Below are 22895 nucleotides of genomic sequence, written 5' to 3'. Positions count from 1 at the left end.
TATGAACTTTTCTTACATTTTTTAAGTGTCGGCATGTACATTGTTTAGACTCAACATACAGCAAGCACTACGGCTTTTTCGCAATGTAATATTTCCAAAAATGTAAAATATACATGTTAATTGTAAATGTGGTGCCAATCATTGTCAAGGTTTAGTCCAATTGGCATTTTGAAATATTTCGAATTTAGTATGACGAGACTGGGCATGGGCAGTTTTTACAGAAGTATTTTTCATGTATATTACTGAATAAAAATACATACCGTTTCAAAAAGAGCAAAACCTTAGAGAAAAGGCTTTGCTCTTTAAAATTAATCTAGTAACTCAATTTGATCATCGTCATCCACTTCGGTGACAGTTTTTTCACCATCCAACCCGTAGTGTTCACGGATTTTTGTTTGGATATCAAGGCGGATATCAGGGTTTTCCTTTAGGAACAATTTTGCATTTTCCCGGCCCTGTCCGATTCTTTGATCGCTATAGGAATACCAGGAACCACTTTTTTGAACAATTTCTAGTTCCGATCCCATATCGACGATTTCGCCTTCTTTTGAGATGCCTTCTCCATACATAATATCGACTTCAGCTGTACGGAATGGAGGTGCAACTTTGTTCTTAACAACCTTAATTTTTGTTTTGTTACCGACCATTTCAGTGCCTTGCTTAAGGGTTTCAGCACGGCGGACTTCAAGACGGATTGTCGAGTAGAACTTCAGCGCGCGTCCGCCAGGTGTCGTCTCGGGGTTCCCGAACATGACACCCACCTTTTCACGAATTTGGTTTATGAAGACAGCGATTGTTTTAGATTTATTGATTGCACCTGATAGTTTACGAAGTGCTTGGGACATCAAACGAGCTTGTAAGCCTACGTGGGCGTCTCCCATTTCACCTTCGATTTCAGCTTTTGGAACTAGAGCAGCTACTGAGTCGATTACGATGATATCAACTGCACCGCTTCGTACCAGAGCTTCAGCGATTTCAAGTGCTTGTTCACCAGTATCTGGCTGGGATAATAATAGTTCATCAATGTTTACGCCTAGTTTTTGGGCATAAGTAGGGTCCAAGGCATGCTCAGCGTCAATAAACGCCGCTTGTCCGCCTTTTGCCTGCACTTCTGCGATTGCATGCAGGGCTACTGTGGTTTTACCGGAGCTTTCCGGTCCATATATTTCAATTATTCGTCCCCTAGGATATCCGCCAACACCAAGTGCTACGTCCAGTGCTAGGGAGCCGCTTGGTACTGTGGAAATTCTTGTTTCCTGCTGCTCTCCCATTTTCATGATGGAACCTTTACCGAATTGTTTCTCTATTTGTTTTAGCGCCATTTCTAAGGCGGCCTTTCGGTCACTCACAAATAGTTCCTCCTTTTATATATAAAATAATATTATTGCTGGAATCTATTAAACGAAACCTATTATTAATATAACCTCTTTTTGAGTTTTTGTCGAGAAAAAACACGAACATTTATTCTGCCTTTTTCTGAGTAATTAAAGCAGGGAAAATTACAAAAAAACTCATGGAATTGTATTTTTCTTGAGAGTTTCTGAATAAAAAAAGGGAATTCTCTTGTTGTCAGAAAACTAAAAAATACTAGAAATCACTATTTTTTACCAATGCATGCTTTCAACCAACTTAACTAGGTAATATTACCTTTCTATTTTTTCCGTTGCCCTTCTCCTTCACGTCCAAAGGGTAAAATAACCGCTCTATTTTTACCACTAGTGATACTCTTCCTTCCCATCTATTGCCCCCATGATATTCCCGCTCTTCCCATACCTTCAAAAACAAAAAAAACCACAAAACACCTAAACGGTATCTTGTGGTTCAGCTTTTAATAACTTTAATAAAAAATAACATCCAAATTTAACAGCCCTCACCCTGTTGGCGGCCCTTCCACCTGCAAGAGTTAATTTTTCAACGACCGTCGGCTTACCAGCAGCAGCGATTCCAATATAAACGGTCCCTACCGGTTTCCCTTCCAGTTCATCCGGTCCGGCCACGCCGGTAAAACTAATTCCGATATCAGTTCCAAACATCCGAGCCGCATTTTCCGCTAGTTCACGAGCACACTCTTCACTTACAGCCCCATGCTGATCAAGCGTTTCCTGCCTAACCCCGACAACATCCCGCTTAATTTCATTGGCATAACATACAACGCCGCCTTTGAATACAGAGCTTGCTCCGGAAATCGAGGTAATCTCCTGCTGGAATAGCCCGCCTGTTAAACTCTCAGCTGCCGTAATGGTTAATTGCCCAGCCTTTAATGTCTTCGTCAGTTCCTCTAACAATGAGGAGCTGCCATACCCATAAATAAACTGCCCGACACGCCCCCGAATCTTCGACTCCACTTCATCCAGCATAGCCTCTGCAGCCGCAGTATCCACGTGCTTAGCGGTCAGACGCAACGTCACTTCCCCATCACCGGCAAGCGGCGCAATCGTCGGGTTGCTTTGAGCATCAATCAAATCAATAATTTCCGTTTCAAGGGCGGCTTCGCCAATCCCAAAAAAGCGCAGTACCCGGGAGACAATTTGTTCCGTCGAGCCAGTTGCCGAAGCAAGGGCCTGTCTGCCATAGCGGGAAAACATCGGCTCCATTTCCTTTGGCGGTCCTGGCAGGAGCATATAAATATGACCGCCCGTTTTCATCACCATACCCGGAGCCATGCCAAAGTCATTCGGCAAAACTTCAGATCCCTTCAAAACCAATGCCTGTTTCCTGTTATTTTCCGTCATTACTCGGTTAGTTCGTTTAAAATAATCCTCAATCGATTCTAATGCTGTTTCATCATGCACAAGGTCTGTACCAATATGGCGGGCAATTGTTTCCTTCGTTAAATCATCCTTGGTCGGTCCCAGTCCGCCGGTAAAAATAATGATTTCCGAACGCTTCTCGGCAATGTCAATCGCTGCCTTAAGCCTCTCAGGATTGTCGCCAACCACCGTATGAAAATATACATCCACTCCCAGCTCAGCTAATTGCTGAGATAGAAACCGTGCATTCGTATTCACAATCTGCCCGAGTAAAAGCTCTGAGCCAACTGCAATAATCTCAGCATTCACATCTATCGCCCCTTACAAATCAAATTACTTAGAATTCTTCAGCACATGGCTATTTTTCGCAAAATAATCCCATCCTGACCAAATCGTGAAGAACATCGCGACCCACAATGCCAGAATATCAAAGCGAAAAGGGATCAGCGCAAAAATAATGTTATGTAATAGTAACGCAGAAATCGCAATAATTTGTGTCCAGGTTTTAATTTTTCCAAGCATATTGGCTGCGACAACCTCTCCTTCGCCTGCAAGCAGGAGGCGGAGGCCTGTGACAGCAAATTCCCGGCTGATGATGATGATGACAATCCAGGACGGGGCATACCCAAGTTCCACAAGAACAATCAAAGCCGCTGAAACAAGCAACTTATCGGCAAGCGGATCGAGAAATTTGCCCATGTTGGTTACAAGATTATATTTACGGGCATAATGGCCGTCTACCCAGTCAGTCGTGGAGGCTAATATAAAAATCAACGCCCCAACGAAATGCGTAACAGGCATGTCCGCCCCAAGTAAGGACATTTGTCCCCAATCAAAAGGAACCAACATAACAATCATAAATATAGGGATTAAAAATATTCTTGAAACAGTAATTCTATTTGGTATGTTCATCAAAATTTCCTCCTAAAAAACCAGCGTGCTTTCATGAGCACTATAAAATACACGCCAACAATAGCCATCGAAAGGATGACTATTGTTGGACCTTCGGAACATATTGGATCGTAATGTCCTGACGAACCTTCTCAGTTGGTGCGACTGCATACTCAAGCTTTTGATCATTGACATAAATGTCCGCATCTACCGTTTTTCCAACGATAATAACAGCTTCAGTTTCTGCTGATAAATCAATAGTCTGGGTATCAACACCGCCCGCTTGCAGTGTTCCGGAATAGAAAGATTTTCCTTTGCCATTCTTTACACTGACCCAGGATACACCCCTAGAAACAATCTTTACCACGAATTTATCAGCATCACTTAAGGAATAAGTCGAATTTCTTCCACTGGTTTGTACTACTGATAAAACTTGCTTCGGAGTTTCCTCAACAGGTGTTGTAGTTTCTTCCTTTTTTGGTTCTTCCTCAACAGTTTCTTTTTTCTTTTTATCTTCCTTTGCCTTTTCCTCGGCTTGTGCTTTTTCAAGCTTCTCGTTCTTGACTAATTTAACCTGCTCATTATCCTTGTTCGTTGATTGATTTGAATCTGTACCCGCATTCGTTGCGAAAAAATAATATAAAAGACTAGCAATACCAATGACAAAAACACCAATTAACACCTTTGGCAGCACATCAAAAATTTTCGAATTTCCTTGTGAAATCTTCTTGTGCGTCGTTACTCTTGATAATTGCTGAGGCAGTTCATCGCTATAGGAAGCCGGGATTTCACTTTTATACGTTTCAAATAGCTCTTCGGGATTTAGATGTAAGGCTTCTGCATACTGCTTAATAAATGCCCGCACATAGAAATTTCCGGGCATGGCTGAATAGTTGCCTTCCTCAATTCCAACTAAATAACGCTTTTGGATTTTTGTCATAGACTGCAAATCATCAAGACTCAAACCTTTGGCTAAACGGGCTTCTTTTAATCGATTCCCTAATTCAGTCACCGTTAACACCTTCCAATTTTTTAAAAATCAAAATCTCCAAAATCCGATCCGGAGAACATATTGTGTTGATCAACTACCTCATATGTAATTTCTTCGTCAGCGTGATTCCTTAACTCAATAATATAATCAAAATCATCAAGCGTATACTCGGAGTTTTGGACGAAAATATCCGGATGCTCAATCACCTTTACAGAAGGGAGACGCATAATTTCACGGACTAGCTGCCAATGCCGCTCATTTGCCCTGCGGGTCGATACAATGCCATCAAGAATAAACAGATTATTCGCATTGTATTCGTCTTCGATTAGCTGATTGCGGATCGTTTGCTTAAGCAGGGTTGAAGAGACGAACAGCCAGCGCTTATTAGCACAAACGCTTGCGGCAACTAGTGATTCCGTTTTACCGACACGAGGCATGCCGCGAATGCCAATCAGCTTGTGGCCTTCCTCCTTAAATAATTCTGCCATAAAATCCACTAAAACCCCAAGCTCACTTCTGATGAATCGGAACGTTTTTTTATCATCTGCATCCCGTTGTATATAGCGGCCATGTCTAACAGCAAGACGGTCCCGCAGTTTTGGTTCTCTTAATTTTATTAGTTTTATTGTGTCCATTGTATTTAAAATTGACTCAAGACGTTTAATTTGATCATCATCTTTTGCCAGTATGAGCAAGCCGCGTCTTCCTTCATCGACACCATTAATAGTTACAATATTAATAGCAAGCATTCCTAAGAGGGATGAAATATCACCTAACAAACCCGGACGGTTTTTTGTAATTTCATATTCTAGATACCATTCTTTCTTCATGCTTTAACCCCCATTTAGGATATCAATCATTTTCTATTTCAAAAACGCCCTAAACCTTATCATAAATGATTTTGATAGAAGATGAAAGAAAAAACATGTCCAAATAGTAATTAATATCTATCAAAAAAGAGAGGAGATTTCTCCTCTCTTTACACATTATTGTTTTACAAGCTTAACCATTACATTGGCAATGGCTTGCTGCTCCTGTGGATCGGCAACTGACCACATATCGGAAAGAACTCTTTCTTGCTCATTCTTTGGATCAACGTTCCTTGCCAGATAGTCGCCAATTTGGTAAGCAATGGTGTTGATTGCTCCTTCACTCATTCCTTGAGATTGTGCGTTGTTTAGGCGATCCCCAAGGAAGTCCTGCCATTGTTTCCAGTTATCTAAAACAGACATAATTTTGCCTCCTTTTAAGATGGTACAAGTATATTTTGCAAAACGGAGGCAGTTTCTATACATCCTGAAAATATGAATTTTTAGGTATACCAGCCGCCATTGATGGCAAGCACCTGTCCAGTAATATAACTGGAATCATCAGATAAAAGGAAGGCTGTACCCTTAGCAATTTCTTCGGCCTGCCCCAGCCTGCCCATTGGAATTTCAAAGGCGATTCTTTCGGTTTCTTCCTCCGTAAATCCGGCCATCATCGGCGTTTCAATCGCCCCAGGGGCAATGGCATTCACACGAATCCCATTTAATGCAACTTCCTTGCTTAAGGCCTTCACAAAGGAAATCTGCGCCCCTTTAGCGGCAGAATAGGCCACTTCACAGGCGGCACCAGCCTGCCCCCAAATGGATGTGATCACGACAATATTTCCTGATTTTTTACTGATTAGTTTTGGCAAAAGTTCTTTTGTCAGCATTAAGGGACTTAATACATGGACATTCATGAGTGCCATCGCTTCGTCAAGCTTTAAATCCATTAACAATCCATATTGCCCCATTCCTCCGCAATGGACAATCGCATCCAGCGAAAAGATTTGCGAGCTAACCTTTAAATATCCTTCAGGCTCAGCCAAATCGGCATGAATCGGTATGTACTCCCCCTTAAAGGGGGAAAGCTTGTTCAGCAACTCTTTAATCGATTCTTCATTTTGATTGTAATGCAAGTAAAGATGATAGCCTTTTTCTGCCAAATGGTAAGCAACCGCCTGGCCGATTCCTCCGCTCGCTCCCGTAATAAGAACATATTTATGCATATTGTTCACTCTCTCTTTATATAAGGAGGCCTGATCCCTAGGGGGCAGGCCTCTGGATTTCTATTGTTTATTTTTAGGCACGACCTGGCATACTGAAATCCGCTCGTCGGCAATTACTTCCGAAGCCAGTGACTGAACGTCAGCCAGAGTGATTTTTTCTAGTGTTGGCACGACATCAAATAGGTTCATGTCGTTAAAGGCGTAGCGGGTAAATTGGTTTGCAATATATTCAGGAGAGTTCACCGCCCTCAAGAATGCACCAATTTTCTTTTTCTTAGCCCTTTCCAGCTGTTCTTCGGTAAATGTTTGGGCACCCTTTGCATCCAACAGGATTTTTTGGATTCTGTCCGCTAGCTGGTCCGGATTATTCGTATCGCCGCCGATCATCGCAAAGCCAAAGCCCTGCTCCTGCGTGTAATCGAAGGAGAAGGATTCATCGACCAATCCGTCATTATATAGCTCGTAATAGTTTTCAGAGCTCTTCCCAAATAGTAAATCAAGGAGAACATTCATGGTTAACTCGTTTTTTAACATTTCCGGGCCTTGCTGATCCACATGCAGCGCTTTCATGCCGACCAAGCATTTCGAGGTTTGCACATTCATTTGCAATACCTGTTTTTTCTCAGCAGCCTTCAAGGGCTCCTCTTCGAACTTCCGCTTTATTTCAGGCATTTCCTTATAGTCCTTTTTAGCCTGATTTTCTTTTACCTGTTTCATGATTTTGTCCGGGTCAACCGCTCCGACAATAAACAAAAGCATGTTGCTTGGGTGATAAAAAGTATTATAGCACTCATACAGCCATTCTTTTGTGATTTCGGAGATGGACTCAATTGTTCCCGCAATGTCAATTTTAACAGGATGGTTTTGGAATAGATTTTCGATGATCCCAAAATATAAGCGCCAATCTGGGTTATCGTCATACATCGTGATTTCTTGCCCAATGATGCCTTTCTCTTTTTCCACTGTTTTGTCAGAGAAATATGGGTCCTGAACAAAATCCACCAATGTTTCTAAGTTTTTTTCAACATCTGAAGTGCTTGAAAACAAATAGGCAGTCCGTGTAAATGATGTAAAGGCGTTGGCCGATGCACCCTGTTTGCTGAATTGCTGAAAGACATCGCCATCTTCCTTTTCAAATAGCTTATGCTCCAAAAAATGGGCAATTCCATCAGGAACCTTGACAAAATTGTCTTTTCCCAAAGGTACAAATGTATTATCAACTGAACCATACTTAGTTGTAAAGGTTGCATAAGTTTTATTAAAACCTTTTTTCGGTAAGATATAGACATGTAAGCCGTTTGACATTTTCTCGTGATAAAGCTCTTCTTGAAGCTGGTCAAAGCTGATTTTCTCCATTACCTGCCCGCCTCCGTTCCTGTTAAGAAATAAATGGTATCAAGGTTGATCTTATTAGCAACTGCGATAATTTCTTCTTTGGTTATTTTCTGCATATCTGTAATCCATGATTCGAGCTTAATATCTTGACCTGCAATGACGTTATGATATAGAAGCTCGAGCAATCCCCGTGATGTATCAATGGTTTCAAGAATTTGGTTGCGAATGACGGCTTTTGTTTGAACTAGCTCATCGTCCGTGAAGTCACCCTTTTGCATCGCTTCCATTTGCTCGCGGATGATTTTGACAGCCTGATCATAATTTTTATTATCGATTCCCGACATGACCATCATCAAGCCCTTATGGCTTTCAAGCCGGCTGGCTGCATAATAGGCTAGACTTGCTTTTTCCCGAACATTGATAAACAGTTTCGAATGGGCAAAGCCGCCAAAAATGCCGTTAAAAACCTGCAATGCAAAATAATCGGGATTGCCAAAGACGATATTTGTCCGGTAACCCATATTTAATTTTCCCTGTTTGACATCTTGAACTTCCTTAACTTCATTTACTTCTGTTCTGTTTTGAACCTCAGCAGCGGAAGACTTTTGTGGAGTGCGATTTTCAAATTGCAGAAGCCCTTCTGCAATAGTCTTCACTTCTTCTTCCTTTACATCGCCAATCACGTAAAGATCCATCTCATCCTCTTTAAAGGCTCTCTGGAAATATTCGAATAAATTTTCTGGAGTAATTGCATCGACTGCTTCAGCCTCGCCATTAACCTCTAAAGCATACGGCTCTCCTTTGCACATTTCCTGGAGAAGGCGAACATTTGAGTAGCGCATTTTATCATCATACACTGATTGAATTCTTTGCTTTTGTGTGCGTTTTTCTTTTTCAACTGTATCCTTATCAAATGCCTGCCCGGAGACGTTGGGCTTCGTTAAAATTTCAGCCAATAATTCAAATCCCTTTTTCAATAAAGGACTAGGGTCGGTCAAGAATTTCTCATTTGAAATTTCTATCAAAAAGCTGACAATATGATACTCGCCCTTTTTTCCTAAATCAACGTAAAGAGTAGCTCCGTATAGGTCATCCAAATAGGAACGGAGCTGTGTCGTCGTTGGATATTTGGCAGAACTGGACTGCAGGACATAAGGAAGAAGCGCTCTTTTCGTGACATCCTCTTTTGATAAAGGCGCCTTCATTCTCCATACCAAGGTATTCGTTTTATATTTATCAGTTTCAACAACATGGAGTTTATAGCCTTGCATTTGCGTTATTTTTTCAACGACTGCTTCCATTTATTTTCCTCCTGTCTGTTAAAGGGTCTTAACATATGATATGAAAACATTTTTCTTTATATTTTTTCCTTTCAAATAAAACCTATACTATAGAACCTGTACAATTCAAGCAAAAAAAGCCCTCAGTTCAAAAACTGAGAGCTTTTTATCATTAATATTAACGGCTTCCCTTGATGTAATGTGTACCGGAAGCTTTTGGTGCATCGGCGCGGCCGATAAAACCTGTTAACGCCAATACGGTTAATACATAAGGAGCGATTAATAGATACACATTCGGAATTTCTTTTAAGAACGGCAAGCTAGATCCGATAATACTAATACTTTGGGCAAGGCCAAAGAAGATACCGGCACCAAGCGCTCCAAGCGGATGCCATTTACCAAAGATCATCGCAGCCAACGCCATGAAGCCCTGGCCGCTGATGGTCGCATGGCTGAAGTTTGAAGTAATCGACTGTGCGTAAACAGCACCGCCAATCCCGCCAAGTGCTCCTGAAATAATAACCCCTAGATAGCGCATTTTTGTCACATTGATACCCATTGTATCGGCTGCCATTGGGTGCTCACCCACCGAGCGAAGCCGAAGACCAAATGGAGTTTTAAACACCACGTACCAAGCGATAACTGCCACAATAATTGCTACAAAGGAGGTCCAATACGTATTTTGGAACAGGATTTTTCCAATGACCGGAATGTCCTTAAGAACCGGCACGTCAATTTTGCTAAAGCCCTTGGAAATAATCCCAGTTTCACCTTTTCCATAAATTTGTTTCACTAAGAACATCGTTAAACCAACTGCTAGCAGGTTTATAGCTACACCAGAAACCGTGTGGTCAGCCCGGAAGGTAATTGCCGCAACTGCATGCAGGATTGAGAAGACAGCGCCTGCAGCCATCGCAACAATTAAAGCAATCCAAGGTGTTGCAGCCCCAAACGTATCGTAAAAAGTCAAGTTAAACACGATGGCTGAAAATGCGCCTATGACCATTAAACCTTCAAGACCGATATTTACTACTCCAGATCGCTCTGAAAAAATACCGCCTAACGCAGTGAAGATAAGTGGAGCAGCCCATAAAAGTGTAGATGGAACAACAATTGTTAAAATGTCCATTAAGCTCACTTACTTCACCCCCTTCTTACCGATTCGATCAAGAAATGCTCTGATTATATAGCTGGATGCAACAAAGAAAACAATAAGTGCGATAATAATATCAACTAGTTCATTTGGCACACCCGCTTCAAGCGGCATGTTTAAAGCCCCTACTTTTAAGGCACCGAATAAAATCGCTGAGAAGAATACCCCTAATGCCGTGTTAGAACCAAGCAAGGCAATCGCGATTCCGTCAAACCCTACACCGGTAAATCCGCCTTTAACAGCCGCATATCCGAAGGTTCCAAGTCCCTCCATTGCACCGGCCAATCCAGCAAAAGCGCCGGAAATCACCATCGAAAGGATGATATTTTTATTTACATTCATCCCTGCATAGTGCGCTGCATGCTGGTTAAAACCAACTGCCCGCAATTCGAATCCTCTTGTTGTTTTTTCCAATAAGAACCACATGATAAAACAGCAGGCAATTGCAAGGATAATCCCCCAGTGAAGACGGGAATAATCTGTCAGGCTTTGGAGCCATTCTGAACGCAAGCTTGCAGATTCATGAATCATTTCTGTCTTATCACCGCTCTTAGCAGCTAAAACATTTCTTATAATATAGTTAGTCACATGCAAAGCAACATAGTTCAACATAATGGTGACAATAACTTCATGGACGCGAAAACGCGCCTTCAAAAAGCCAGGGATAAAGGCCCACAGGGCACCTGCAACAATAGCTGCCAAGATGGCAAGCGGCAGATGAATGACTTTTGGAAGGTCAAAAGCAACCCCTACCCAGACCGATGCCAGCCAACCGACAATAAATTGTCCCTCTACCCCGATGTTAAATAGCCCAACACGGAAAGCAAACGCTACCGCTAAACCAGCCAAAATATACGGTGTAAACTGGCGAATAACTTCCCCAACATAGTATACTTCCCCAAAAGCCCCGTTCCAAAGTGCTGTATAAGCGGCAACCGGGTCATATCCGCTGATTAACATAATAATGGTTCCCACGATGATTCCTAATAACACCGAAATGATCGGTGTTAAGATACCTGTTAAGCGCTTAGACATTTGCACCCGCTTCCTTTCTGTTCGATCCTGCCATTAACAATCCGAGTTCTTGTTCGTCTGTATCTTTTGGATTGACAACAGCAACAATCTTCCCCTCATAAATAACAGCAATCCGGTCGCTGACATTCATAATCTCATCTAACTCAAAAGAAACAAGCAAGACTGCCTTGCCATGATCGCGCTGCTCAATGAGGCGTTTGTGGATAAATTCAATCGCACCCACATCCAAACCACGAGTCGGCTGAGCGGCAATCAACAAATCAGGATTCCTGTCCACTTCTCGGCCGATGATTGCCTTTTGCTGGTTACCTCCAGAAAGAGCGCGTGCCAACGTATATTCACTTGGTGTGCGGACATCGAATTCACTGATTAACTTCCTTGCCTTATTATAAATTTCTTTAAAGTTTAAGATTCCACTTTTAGAAAAAGGCTTCTGATAATAGGTTTGTAAAACCATATTTTCGGCAATTGGATAATTCAAAACAAGTCCATGTTTATGACGGTCTTGCGGAATGTGGGCTACTCCAGATTCCGTAATTTTTCTAGGGGTGTGGTTAATTAATTCTTTGCCATTTAATTGAATGCTGCCGCTATCAGATTTACGCAATCCTGTAAGCGCTTCAATTAACTCAGACTGTCCATTACCATCAACCCCGGCAATCCCGACTATTTCACCGGCACGAACTGTTAAATCCAATCCATTAACAACCGTGACACCACGTGAATCCTTCACCACTAAATCTTTAACTAGCAATACGTCTTGCTTTGGTTCAGCAGGCTTCTTTTCTGTTTTAAAGACAACTTCCCGTCCAACCATCAGACTTGCAAGTTCATTTGGATTCGTTTCACTGACATTTACCGTACCAATCCCTTTTCCTTTGCGAATGACAGTACAGCGGTCGGCGACCTCCATAATTTCTTTTAACTTGTGGGTAATAAGAATAATAGATTTACCCTCTTTAATGAGTGTTTTCATAATTTGAATTAACTCTTTAATCTCTTGCGGTGTCAGCACTGCAGTCGGTTCGTCAAAAATTAAAATCTCCGCTCCGCGGTATAATGTTTTTAAAATTTCAACCCTTTGCTGCATACCTACAGAGATATCGGAAATTTTCGCCTGTGGGTCAACTGACAATCCGTAACGTTCGGAAATTTGCCGGACTTCCTGTTCTGCCTTTTTAATGTCAATCCGGCCAGCAGATGTAATCTCTCTGCCAAGGATAATGTTTTCCGTTACAGTGAAGGTATCTACTAGCATAAAGTGCTGATGGACCATCCCAATTCCAAGGTCATTGGCAACGTTAGGATCGGTAATTTTAACAGGTTTTCCCTTTACTCTAATTTCTCCAGCTTCTGGTTGGTACAAACCAAAAAGCACGTTCATCAAAGTTGATTTGCCTGCTCCGTTTTCGCCAAGCAAGGCATGAATTTCTCCCTTTTTCAATTGGAGAGTAATGTTATCATTTGCAACAAAGCTGCCGAATTCTTTCCGAATGTTTAGCATCTCGATTACATAATCCATTTTTTCTCACTCCCTGTAATGAAGGTGATGGAAATTCCGACCAATAAAAGTAAGAGGTCAGACCTTTCCAAGATTTAAAAAACAGGGATATCTCCCCATTAAAACCTTAATTGAAAGGCGGAAAATCATTTCTGCACTTCAATTAAGATTCATTAAGAAGGAATAAGCGGATTATCTTGATAATATCCGCTTATTCCCTGTTAGTAGTTTTATTTTGCACTAAAGTTTTTCAATTCATCACGAGTTTGAGGAACTTTTAAATCACCAGATTTGATTTTTTCAATGTAGTCTTTAACCGCTTTATCAATCGCATCTTTGTTTGGAGCCTTTGCGTTAATTGGTGCTAGACCTACGCCATCTTCATGTAAGCCGTATAATACCACTTCTCCGCCAGGGAAGTTGCCATCCATTGCCTTTTTGGACAAGTCTTGAACTGCTACGTCAACACGCTTTAATGCAGATGTTAAGACTACATCTGGACCCATGTCAGCTTGGTCACGGTCAACCCCGATTGCCCAGAAGTCTTTGCTTGGTTCTTTCGCTTTACGGTCAACAGCCTCTTTGAAAAGACCATTACCAGTAGCACCAGCAGCGTGGAAGACAACGTCTGCACCAGAAGAGTACATTTTAGAAGCGATGGATTGCCCTAACTCTGCTTTGTCAAATGCACCAGAATATTGAACGTCAACCTGTACATCCGGTTTAGCAGCCTTTACACCAGCAAGGAAGCCAGACTCAAAGCGCTCGATAACTGGAATTTCCATACCGCCAATGAAACCGATATGGTTTGTTTTAGTTGTTAAAGCAGCCGCAACACCCGCAAGGAACGCTGCTTCCTGCTCTTTAAAGAGGATGCTTGCTACGTTTGGCTGTTTTACTTCAGCGTCAACGATTGCAAAATGATGGTCTTTTTGTTGTTTTGCAATTTCTTCAACGGCTGCCTGCATTAAGAAGCCGATCCCATATACTAAGTCAAAATCTTGGCGAGCAAGAGTATTTAAGTTTGTTGCATAGTCAGCATCTGATTTGGACTGAAGGTAAGAGTAACCGCCTTTTCCTTCTTTCATGCCATTATCTTTACCGAACTTTTGAAGGCCTTCCCACGCTGATTGGTTAAAGGATTTGTCATCTACACCGCCGACGTCAGTAACCATTGCTACAGAGAATGATTTTCCTTTTTCTCCGCCTTTTGATGTTTCAGTTCCTTTGTTGTCATCACTTTTTCCACAAGCACCTAATAGTGTTCCAGCAGCAAGAACAAGTGATAGCGCCATTCCAACTTTACGCTTTTTCAAGGTATCTTCCCCCTAAGAATGTTGTTTGATAGTAGAAATGGTATAAAACTGGACTGATTGCGTTTTCATTACCATTAAAAATTTTTATACTCGTTTCCTAAGTACATGAAAACTAAATTTGTCCGCCTTAAAATAGTTTACCGAAAAAAGGACAGGTTCATCCTGTTCATCGAAATGCATTTGTTTTAAAACCAATAATGCAGTTTCCGGGTCACATTCTAAGATTGGGGAAATTTTTTCATGATAGCCAATCGGCTCGATTTGGGCAACCGCGTATGTAATCCTTCTGTTTGCCTCGTCTCCTAATATGTTGAAGATCGATTCTTCACCATGAGAAAAGGTTTCTGGTAATATGTGTGCTGGAACCTTGTCAATACAATAAACGACTGGTTCTCCATTGGCGGTTCTTACTCTCTCAATCACGACCATTTCCTCATCAGCAGAACATGAGAAACGACGAATATCCTCTTCCGATGGGCTTTGAGTTGATGACCTTAAGAAAATAGTTCCTGGTTTCATGCCAGCTTGTTTGATCATGTCAGTAACACTGCTTAACTGTTCAATCCCCGATGTGAACAATGGCTTTGCGTTAACAAACGTACCAACCCCATGGCGTCTGATAATCACATTTTCCTCTTCAAGAATTCTTAATGCTTCTCGAAGTGTAGCCCTGCTGACACCAAGCTGTTTGGCAAGATCGAATTCTGATGGCAGTTTCTCTTTTTCTTTGTATACACCATCTTCAATATCCTGCTTAAGCCGATCGATTACTTGTAAATATAAATGCCGGTTATCTGACTTGATGGACATGCTGCTTTCCTCCAGCCTTTTCCTTAGACATCAGACCTCTGATATCATTCCTACTAATCGCAATAATCTTATCATGTTTTCTGCGAGAAATAAATAGAAATCCATGATTTTGTCGAAAAAAGACGAAAAGATAAAAATCATCTTTAACGCCTATTACTATTTTATCAACTTTCCATAAAAGTAGAATAAAAAAAGAGCCATAAGGCCCTTTTTTTAAGAGCTCTTTTCCTCGTTTGGCTTCGTAATTAAGACCGCACGAGGTTTGCTTCCTTCATATGGTCCTACCACTCCGCGGAGCTCCATTTCATCTATCAGTCTTGCCGCTCTTGTATAGCCAATCCGGAAGCGGCGCTGCAGCATCGAAACTGATGCCGTTTGCATATCAACAATCAATTCAACTGCCTCGTCATATAATTCGTCCTCAACCTCTCCAGCAGCCTCGGGGATATCATCTGGGATCATTTCCTCCTGATATTGAGCCTTTTGCTGGGAGATAACAAATTCAACCGTGTCCTCCACTTCTTGGTCTGAGAGGAAGGCACCTTGGACACGTACCGGTTTTGTCGCACCGACCGGCATAAAGAGCATGTCCCCTCTGCCGAGAAGCTTTTCCGCCCCGCCCATGTCGAGGATTGTCCGTGAGTCTGTTCCGCTTGATACTGCGAAGGCGATGCGGGAAGGAATATTGGCCTTGATGACCCCGGTGATGACATCGACGGATGGACGCTGGGTCGCAATAATAAGATGAATCCCGGCCGCACGGGCCATCTGCGCCAGCCGAGTAATCGAATCCTCTACATCTGAAGAGGCAACCATCATTAAATCCGCCAACTCGTCCACTATGACAACAATATACGGCAATAACGGCTGCTTATCATCTTCTTCGAGATTATGTTTTCGAACATGGTCATTATAGCCTTCAATATTCCTTGTTCCGGTATGGGAGAATAACTCATATCGTCTTTCCATCTCGCTGACAACCTTTTTCAACGCTTGTGAGGCCTTTTTGGGTTCTGTCACTACTGGCGCAAGCAGATGGGGAATTCCATTATAAACATTTAACTCGACCATCTTCGGGTCTATCATCATTAATTTTACTTCATGTGGCTTTGCCCGCATTAAAATGCTCGTAATTATTCCGTTGATACATACACTTTTTCCGCTTCCTGTTGCACCAGCGACAAGAAGGTGGGGCATTTTATTTAATTCTGCCAGCACGGCCTCGCCCGTGATATCCCTGCCAAGTGCAATCATTAGCTTGGCATCCGGCTTATCATTTTGCGTTGCTTCCAAAACCTCTCTTAGTGAAACCATTGCAACTTCGGAATTTGGAACCTCTATCCCGATCGCTGATTTTCCGGGGATTGGGGCTTCCATTCGAATGTCCTTTGCTGCTAGTGCTAATGCGAGATCGTCGCTGAGGCTGACGATTTTGCTGACTTTAACACCGACATCAGGATGGACTTCATATTTTGTCACCGCAGGTCCCAGGTGCACTTGTGTAACACGTGCTTTGACTCCAAAGCTTTGGAAGGTTCTTTCCAGTTTGGCTGCATTTTTATTGATCAGCTCATATTCACCGCTTTGGTCGGTTTTCTTTGGAAGTTTCAGAAGCCTGAGCGGCGGCAATTCATAGGATGCATTTTCTACTTCGGCAAATGAGATAGGAGGAGTATTGTCTTCCTCAGGTTCCTCTTGTTTGTTCCGTCTGCTCTTGGCCGGTTCTCGCTGCGGTCTTTCCCTAGGCAGCTCCTCCTGATATGCCCGATCCGCAAAATTGGAGATTAACGGTTCAGGGATGACAGCTTCGTCTATATCAGCCTGTGGTTCGGGAACGTTTGCGGGAGTCTGCTGAATCCGCCTGTTTTCTTGGACCTGCCTTCTTTGATTGCTCCGCTCGGTCCGCCTTTCCTGCTGTTTCTGTTTCCATTCGGCTACATCCGTTTTAAAAGCTTGCCACTGGTTTTTTGAAAAGCCAAAAACCCCCATCAAGATTTTTGCTACAAAATCACCAAATGATTTGCCGGTTAGTAAAATAAACCCTACTAAAATAAAAATAAAAGCAATGATTTTTGTACCGGTTTCTGCAAATAGATAATGAAACAGAGCAAACAATATGGCCCCAAGGATTCCTCCACCGAGATCATGTGTACTGGTTTCCCCCCGGACCTCCATCATGAATAACTCCCATGTATTGTTTATGACACTAGGGTTCTTAAATTTTCCATTATTGCTCAGCAAATCAAACAATGTAACGTGACTCAAAAGAAGAATAGCTGAAACAATAAAATAACTGCCTACAAGCTTAATATGAAAGAAAAATGGAATCTCCCTTTTCCACATTAAATAAATACTTAGTATAACCAGCCCCAGTAAACTAAGCATGTACCATTCACCCATCCAAAAACGGAAGAACAGGACGGTTGCTCTGCCGACGGCCCCAAGCTTTGCAATTGAAATAATCGCTAATGCTAGGATTGCCAGTGCCGATAATTCATATTGGACCGTCCGTTTTAGCTGGGTATCTCGTCTTTTCGGTTGTCGTTTCTTTTTTTTGGCCATGCAATCACCTTTATATTATTGATTTTATTCTAATGATGCCTCGACTTTTTTGTGATAAAGGCAGAAAAGCAGCCTTATTTTGGCTGCTCTTGTCTCTTTACCCTTATTATACCATAATGTGTTAATAGTTTTCCCTTATCCTTAAAAAGAAATTTTTGCACCAGGGCAAATCTGATCATTCAAAAAATGCTGTGGATCACTACTTAATACTCGAATAACTTGATAATTTTGCTGGTCTGTTTGTTCGACCAATAAAGGGATGCCCTGGTAGGAAACCGTTTGCTGATTTTTGAAGGCATCTGCATCATAAGGGAATATTAGCTCCTGCGGCATCATCGTATATAAAATCATTGAATCAGTCCCTTATTTTCATCCTTTTTTAACTCAATCAATTCATTCAGTTTCTTCATCGCATGGCCGAGGCCCCCTACTTCATCTATCAACCCATATTTCACAGCTTCTTCGCCAATCACGTTTGTTCCGATATCCCTCGTTAAATTCCCTTTAGCAAACATTAATTCTTTAAAGGTTTCTTCCGGTATTTTTGAATGCTTGGTTACAAAACTAACAACCCGCTCCTGCATTTTGTCCAGGTATTCAAAGGTTGCAGGGACGCCGATGACCAGTCCTGTCAAGCGGATTGGATGGATTGTCATCGTTGCGGTTTCAGCAATAAAGCTGTACGTGCAGGAAACAGCGATTGGAACTCCAATTGAATGGCCGCCGCCAAGGACAATCGAAACGGTTGGTTTCGATAAAGTGGCCAGCATTTCCGAAATGGCGAGTCCTGCCTCAACATCACCGCCTACTGTATTTAAGATAATCAATAATCCTTCAATATTCGGGTTTTGTTCAATCGCTACAAGCTGGGGAATAATATGTTCATATTTTGTCGTTTTGTTTTGCGGTGGAAGCGCCATATGCCCCTCAATTTGTCCCACGATCGTCAAACAGTGAATTTTTGAATCTGGGGATAATTGCGGGACATTCGTTTGTCCAAGCTGCTGTATTTTTTCTACTAAAGGAGAAGCAGGTTTTTCCTCTTTTTGTGGCTCAGTGCTCCCTGGATTCTCCGCGTCATTTTTAATAAAATTGTTATTCATCCCAATACTCCCTTCAAGCATGATATCTTTTAGTATTCGCCTATGAAATAAATTCATGCTTGAAAAATAAACATCAAAAGGGGCCTGTCCCCCGCTGCGTGGATCATAAGCAGCGGGGGCAGGCCCTATAAGATTATACTTCCATTATAATTGGCAGAATCATCGGCCGTCTTTTTGTTTTTTCAAAGAGGTAACGATTTAAATCATCTCTAATTTCCTGCTTTAAACTTGACCATTCAAAGCTTTCCTTGGCAATATTTCTTTCAACGATATCACGGACTAATTTAGTGGAGTCATCCATTAACTTTTCAGACTCCCGGACGTAAACAAATCCCCTTGAGATAATTTCCGGTCCGGCGGCAATTTTCTTTTCCTTCTTTGTCAGGGTGACGACAACTATTAATATGCCATCCTGAGACAATAATTTACGGTCCCGCAGCACAATGTTCCCTACATCGCCTACGCCAATTCCATCAATCAGGACATTTCCGGATGGCACTTTACCTGTAATGGCAAACTTCCCATCTTTCCACTCCACCACGTCACCGCGATCTGGAATGGAAATCTGCTCATCGCGAAGACCGCATTCTATTGCAATTTTCCGATGGGCTTTCAACATCCGGTATTCGCCGTGAACAGGAATAAAGAATTTAGGCTTCATCAAGTTAATCATAAATTTCAATTCTTCTTGGCTGCCATGGCTTGAAACATGGATGGTCCGTTTCCCGGAGACGACATTAGCGCCCGCTCTAAACAGCATATCAATTGTTTTAAATAAAAATACTTCGCTGCCCTTTAGCGGCGAGGCAGCTATCAAGACAGTATCACCCGGCTGGATATTAATCAGCTTATGTGTCTGCTTGGCCATTTTTTGCAGCGCCTCAATTGGTTCCCCCTGGCTCCCAGTCATCAAGACGGCAATTTCCTTGTCTTGATAATTCTTAATCTCATCAATAGATATGATTAAATCATCCGCCACCTCTAAATAACCCAAATCCATGGCAATGTGGTAAATTCGCTCAAGACTTTTTCCAACTACTGCTACTTTACGTTTGTTCTCCTTGGCTGCATCAAAAATATGCTGAATTCTATTAATATCAGATGCAAAGCAGGCAGCAATAATCCGCCCCGGCGCATTGTAAAAAGCGTTCGATAATTCGCGCTCGACGATTGCTTCAGACGTTGTATAACCCGGTTTTTCCGCTTCGGTACTGTCTGATAGCAAGCATAATACACCCTGTTCACCGATAGCTGCCATTTTTCCAATTTCCGGCTTATAAAGCCTGGTGGCTGCCTGATCAAATTTAAAGTCGCCCGTGTAAACAATGATTCCTTCTGAAGTGTGAATACAAACCCCAACTGAATCTGGAATACTATGATTGGTCCTGAAAAAGCTTACCTGGACAGTATCTAAATCGAGAACCATATTGGAATCTATCTCGATAAAGTCAGCTTTTCCATTAAAGTCCTGCTCCTTTAATTTGGCTCCTGCCAGTGCAAGTGTCAGTTTCATTCCGTAGACAGGCGCATCAATCTGCCGAAGAATGTATGAAAGAGCCCCGATATGATCCTCATGTCCATGCGTTAGAAATATTGCTTTAACCCGGTCCCTATTCTCCTTTAAGTAGGTGATATCAGGTATTACCATATCAATGCCCAGCATTTCTTCCTCGGGGAACATTAGCCCGGCATCAATGACGAATATGTCCTTGTCCACTTCCACCAAATACATATTCTTTCCGATTTCCCCTATTCCACCAAGTCCAATTATCTTGATGGATTGATTTTTTTTCTTTATCAAATCCTTTTCCTCCTAAACCTAAGTTGCTCCGATCGAAATCAGTTAGGTTTATTATACTTGAAATCGGAAAACCTTTACAATGGTAAAAAAGGAAAAAACCAACCGAGCTTTTGGCGGTTGGTTTCTTCGCATTTATTTATGATTTAAAATTTCAATCAAATTAGCACGTTCCTGCTCTGTCAATCCCACTAGCGGCAATCTAACGGATCCAACATCCAAGCCTTTGATTTGCAGAGCTGTTTTCACAGGTGCTGGACTTGGTGCAGCAAATAATCCCTGCATCATCGGGAGCAGACGCTGATGTAATTTGGCTGCCCGTTGATTTTCTCCGTCAAAAAATGCTTTTACCATCTCTTGTAATTCATTGCCAATGACATGTGAGGCGACTGAAACAACCCCTGCACCCCCGATGGACAGCACGGGCAGCGTAACCGCGTCATCGCCGCTGTATAAAGCAAAGTCATCATCGGTATTAGCAATTATGTGGGTCATAGCATTTAAATCCCCACTCGCTTCTTTCACAGCCACAATATTTGGTATTTTTGACAAGCGGATAATCGTATCCGGGTGAATTGTCACAACCGACCTGCTCGGGATATTGTAGACCATTACCGGAAGGGTAGTTGATTCGGCAATTGCTTTAAAATGCTGGTATAGACCCTCTTGATTCGGTTTATTGTAATACGGTGCGACCAGCATAATAGCGTCCACACCGACCTGCTCCGCTTTTTTTGTCATCTCGATTGATGCGTACGTATTATTGCTGCCTGTTCCGGCAATAACAGGGATTCGTTTATTTACGGCTTTCACAACATGGCTGAATAACGCCAGTTTTTCTTCTTTCGATAAGGTTGGTGATTCACCTGTTGTACCTGCCACAACAAGTGAATCTGTACCATTATCAATTAAATAATTGATTAGCTTCGTGGTTTTGCCAAAGTCAATATGCCCTTTATGATCAAAAGGCGTTACCATTGCAGTGGATACTCGCCCGAAATGAACCATTTTATTTCTCCTTTCGAAACTTTCGCTCCCCAAATCTGGTGCTTCTAACATCCTATTCAAAAGGTTTTCTTAAAAATCCAAGCTATTTAATTCTAGTGATTCATCTTCAAGGTGAAAGGCACTATGCAAGGCGTTTACTGATTTTACTAAATCCTCCTGCTTGACGAGGACCCAAATCGTCGTATGGCTGTCTGCCGATTGCAGAATCCGGATTCCTTGATTTGAAAGGGCCGTTACTATCTTTGAAGTAACCCCCGGAACTCCCGCGATCCCGGCACCTACTACGGAAACCTTGGCACAATGACGTTCAACCTCTGGCTCGTGTCCCATTTCATTTAGTACCCGAATTGCTTTATCTGTCATTTCTTCTGTAACCGTATATACAACTCCGCTTGGAGAAATGTTGATAAAATCCACACTAATCTTCTCATTTGCCATCGCTTTAAATACTTCTGCCTGCAGGTAGTACTGTTCCTTTTTGGCAAAAACCTTTATTTGCGAAACGTTCGAAACATGGGCAATTCCCGTTACCAACCGTTCCTTGATGTCACTGCCGCGATTATTTTTATTTAAAGTAGTCACCAATGTTCCCTCGGATTCTGAATAAGTGGAACGAATCCGAATCGGCACTTTTGCTTGCATTGCGATTTCAACTGCCCTAGGGTGTATGACCTTTGCTCCCTGATAGGCCATATTACAAACCTCTGTATAGGTAACAACTGATAACGGCCGGGCATTTTCGGCAATGCGCGGGTCAGCAGTCATAATTCCTTCTACATCGGTAAAAATATCAATCCACTCAGCATTAAGTGCGGCTCCTAAAGCAGCAGCGGATGTATCGCTGCCACCGCGGCCAATCGTCGTCACATCGCCATTTTTGGCTGCTCCCTGGAATCCGGCAACCACGACGACATCATGGCTTTCCAGTTCCCTAAGTAAGCGATCGCACTTCATTTCAACAATTTTGGCATTGGTATGGTCGTTATTGGTTCTAAACCCTGCTTGAGCCCCAGTTAATCCCGTTGCATTAATTCCGCTCTCAAGCAACATATTCGTAAACACAATGCTAGAGATTACTTCTCCACAGGACAGTAATAAATCATGCTCACGTTTAGAAATGTTACTTGTATTGCCGCCAATCAGGGACAGTAACGTATCGGTTGCATATGGATCGCCCTTTCTTCCCATCGCGGATACGACAACGACTACTTTATAGCCCTCAGCCAGCGCTTTTTCGATATGTCCCTGCGCATATTTCCTGCTAGATTCATCTTTGACGGAGGTCCCGCCAAATTTTTGAACAATGATTTTCATGGTAAACACCAAA

At 42.2% G+C, this 22895-nt stretch carries 20 protein-coding genes; all 20 read right to left on the bottom strand.

Translation table 11 applies throughout. From position 1 onward, the window contains the following. Positions 1-308: 308 nt before the first annotated feature. Positions 309-1349, bottom strand: coding sequence for a recombinase RecA (gene recA, locus V5M37_RS09600; RefSeq protein WP_213140736.1), 1041 nt, complete (start codon positions 1347-1349; stop codon positions 309-311). Between the two features lie 453 nt (positions 1350-1802). Beyond that, positions 1803-3059, bottom strand: a complete 1257-nt coding sequence (locus V5M37_RS09595) for a competence/damage-inducible protein A (protein WP_423801719.1) — start codon at positions 3057-3059, stop codon at positions 1803-1805. Between the two features lie 24 nt (positions 3060-3083). Continuing rightward, the gene (gene pgsA, locus V5M37_RS09590; RefSeq protein WP_213140738.1) at positions 3084-3662 is read right to left on the bottom strand and encodes a CDP-diacylglycerol--glycerol-3-phosphate 3-phosphatidyltransferase; all 579 of its coding nucleotides are present in this window, start codon (positions 3660-3662) and stop codon (positions 3084-3086) included. A gap of 79 nt (positions 3663-3741) precedes the next feature. Then, positions 3742-4653: a RodZ domain-containing protein gene (locus V5M37_RS09585; RefSeq protein WP_423801718.1), complete on the bottom strand. Its 912-nt coding sequence runs from the start codon at positions 4651-4653 to the stop codon at positions 3742-3744. 20 nt (positions 4654-4673) lie between these two features. Continuing rightward, positions 4674-5462, bottom strand: a complete 789-nt coding sequence (locus V5M37_RS09580) for a DUF3388 domain-containing protein (protein WP_213140740.1) — start codon at positions 5460-5462, stop codon at positions 4674-4676. A 156-nt stretch (positions 5463-5618) separates the two neighbouring features. Further along, positions 5619-5864: a DUF3243 domain-containing protein gene (locus V5M37_RS09575; RefSeq protein ID WP_213116299.1), complete on the bottom strand. Its 246-nt coding sequence runs from the start codon at positions 5862-5864 to the stop codon at positions 5619-5621. An 80-nt stretch (positions 5865-5944) separates the two neighbouring features. Continuing rightward, entirely contained in the window at positions 5945-6667 is a 723-nt protein-coding gene (gene ymfI, locus V5M37_RS09570) for an elongation factor P 5-aminopentanone reductase (protein WP_423801717.1), read from the bottom strand. Positions 6668-6727: 60 nt separating this feature from the next. Continuing rightward, the gene (gene yfmH / locus V5M37_RS09565; RefSeq protein ID WP_423801716.1) at positions 6728-8023 is read right to left on the bottom strand and encodes an EF-P 5-aminopentanol modification-associated protein YfmH; all 1296 of its coding nucleotides are present in this window, start codon (positions 8021-8023) and stop codon (positions 6728-6730) included. After that, positions 8023-9303: an EF-P 5-aminopentanol modification-associated protein YfmF gene (gene yfmF, locus V5M37_RS09560; RefSeq protein WP_423801715.1), complete on the bottom strand. Its 1281-nt coding sequence runs from the start codon at positions 9301-9303 to the stop codon at positions 8023-8025. The genes yfmH and yfmF overlap by 1 nt, the downstream gene beginning before the upstream one ends. A gap of 157 nt (positions 9304-9460) precedes the next feature. After that, positions 9461-10420 (bottom strand): ABC transporter permease, encoded by a 960-nt coding sequence (locus V5M37_RS09555; protein ID WP_423801714.1) that lies wholly within the window; start codon positions 10418-10420, stop codon positions 9461-9463. Continuing rightward, positions 10421-11470, bottom strand: coding sequence for an ABC transporter permease (locus tag V5M37_RS09550; RefSeq protein ID WP_213140745.1), 1050 nt, complete (start codon positions 11468-11470; stop codon positions 10421-10423). Further along, positions 11463-12992, bottom strand: coding sequence for an ABC transporter ATP-binding protein (locus tag V5M37_RS09545; RefSeq protein ID WP_423801713.1), 1530 nt, complete (start codon positions 12990-12992; stop codon positions 11463-11465). The genes V5M37_RS09550 and V5M37_RS09545 overlap by 8 nt, the downstream gene beginning before the upstream one ends. 209 nt (positions 12993-13201) lie before the next feature. Next, positions 13202-14287 carry a BMP family lipoprotein gene (locus V5M37_RS09540; protein WP_423801712.1) on the bottom strand — a complete coding sequence of 362 codons (1086 nt, stop codon included), beginning with the start codon at positions 14285-14287 and terminating at the stop codon, positions 13202-13204. An 84-nt stretch (positions 14288-14371) separates the two neighbouring features. Further along, positions 14372-15097 carry a GntR family transcriptional regulator gene (locus tag V5M37_RS09535; protein WP_423801711.1) on the bottom strand — a complete coding sequence of 242 codons (726 nt, stop codon included), beginning with the start codon at positions 15095-15097 and terminating at the stop codon, positions 14372-14374. A gap of 213 nt (positions 15098-15310) precedes the next feature. Further along, a complete protein-coding gene (locus V5M37_RS09530) occupies positions 15311-17659 on the bottom strand; it encodes a DNA translocase FtsK (RefSeq protein WP_423801710.1) in 2349 nt (782 codons plus the stop codon). A 141-nt stretch (positions 17660-17800) separates the two neighbouring features. Then, complete coding sequence (locus V5M37_RS09525) at positions 17801-18010, bottom strand: YlzJ-like family protein (protein WP_213140750.1); 210 nt, start codon at positions 18008-18010, stop codon at positions 17801-17803. Further along, on the bottom strand, positions 18007-18762 hold the full coding sequence (locus tag V5M37_RS09520) for a ClpP family protease (RefSeq protein ID WP_213140751.1): 756 nt from the start codon (positions 18760-18762) through the stop codon (positions 18007-18009). The genes V5M37_RS09525 and V5M37_RS09520 overlap by 4 nt, the downstream gene beginning before the upstream one ends. A 133-nt stretch (positions 18763-18895) precedes the next feature. Beyond that, positions 18896-20563 (bottom strand): ribonuclease J, encoded by a 1668-nt coding sequence (locus tag V5M37_RS09515; RefSeq protein WP_423801709.1) that lies wholly within the window; start codon positions 20561-20563, stop codon positions 18896-18898. Between the two features lie 132 nt (positions 20564-20695). Continuing rightward, positions 20696-21568, bottom strand: a complete 873-nt coding sequence (gene dapA, locus V5M37_RS09510) for a 4-hydroxy-tetrahydrodipicolinate synthase (RefSeq protein ID WP_423801708.1) — start codon at positions 21566-21568, stop codon at positions 20696-20698. Between the two features lie 69 nt (positions 21569-21637). Further along, entirely contained in the window at positions 21638-22882 is a 1245-nt protein-coding gene (dapG, locus tag V5M37_RS09505; protein WP_423802594.1) for an aspartate kinase, read from the bottom strand. Positions 22883-22895 lie beyond the last annotated feature (13 nt).

Source organism: Neobacillus sp. SAB-20_R2A, from assembly GCF_049568635.1.
Lineage (GTDB): Bacteria > Bacillota > Bacilli > Bacillales > Cytobacillaceae > Neobacillus > Neobacillus citreus.
The sequence above is the reverse complement of the archived record's forward strand: the minus strand, read 5'-3'. Positions and strand labels throughout refer to the sequence as shown.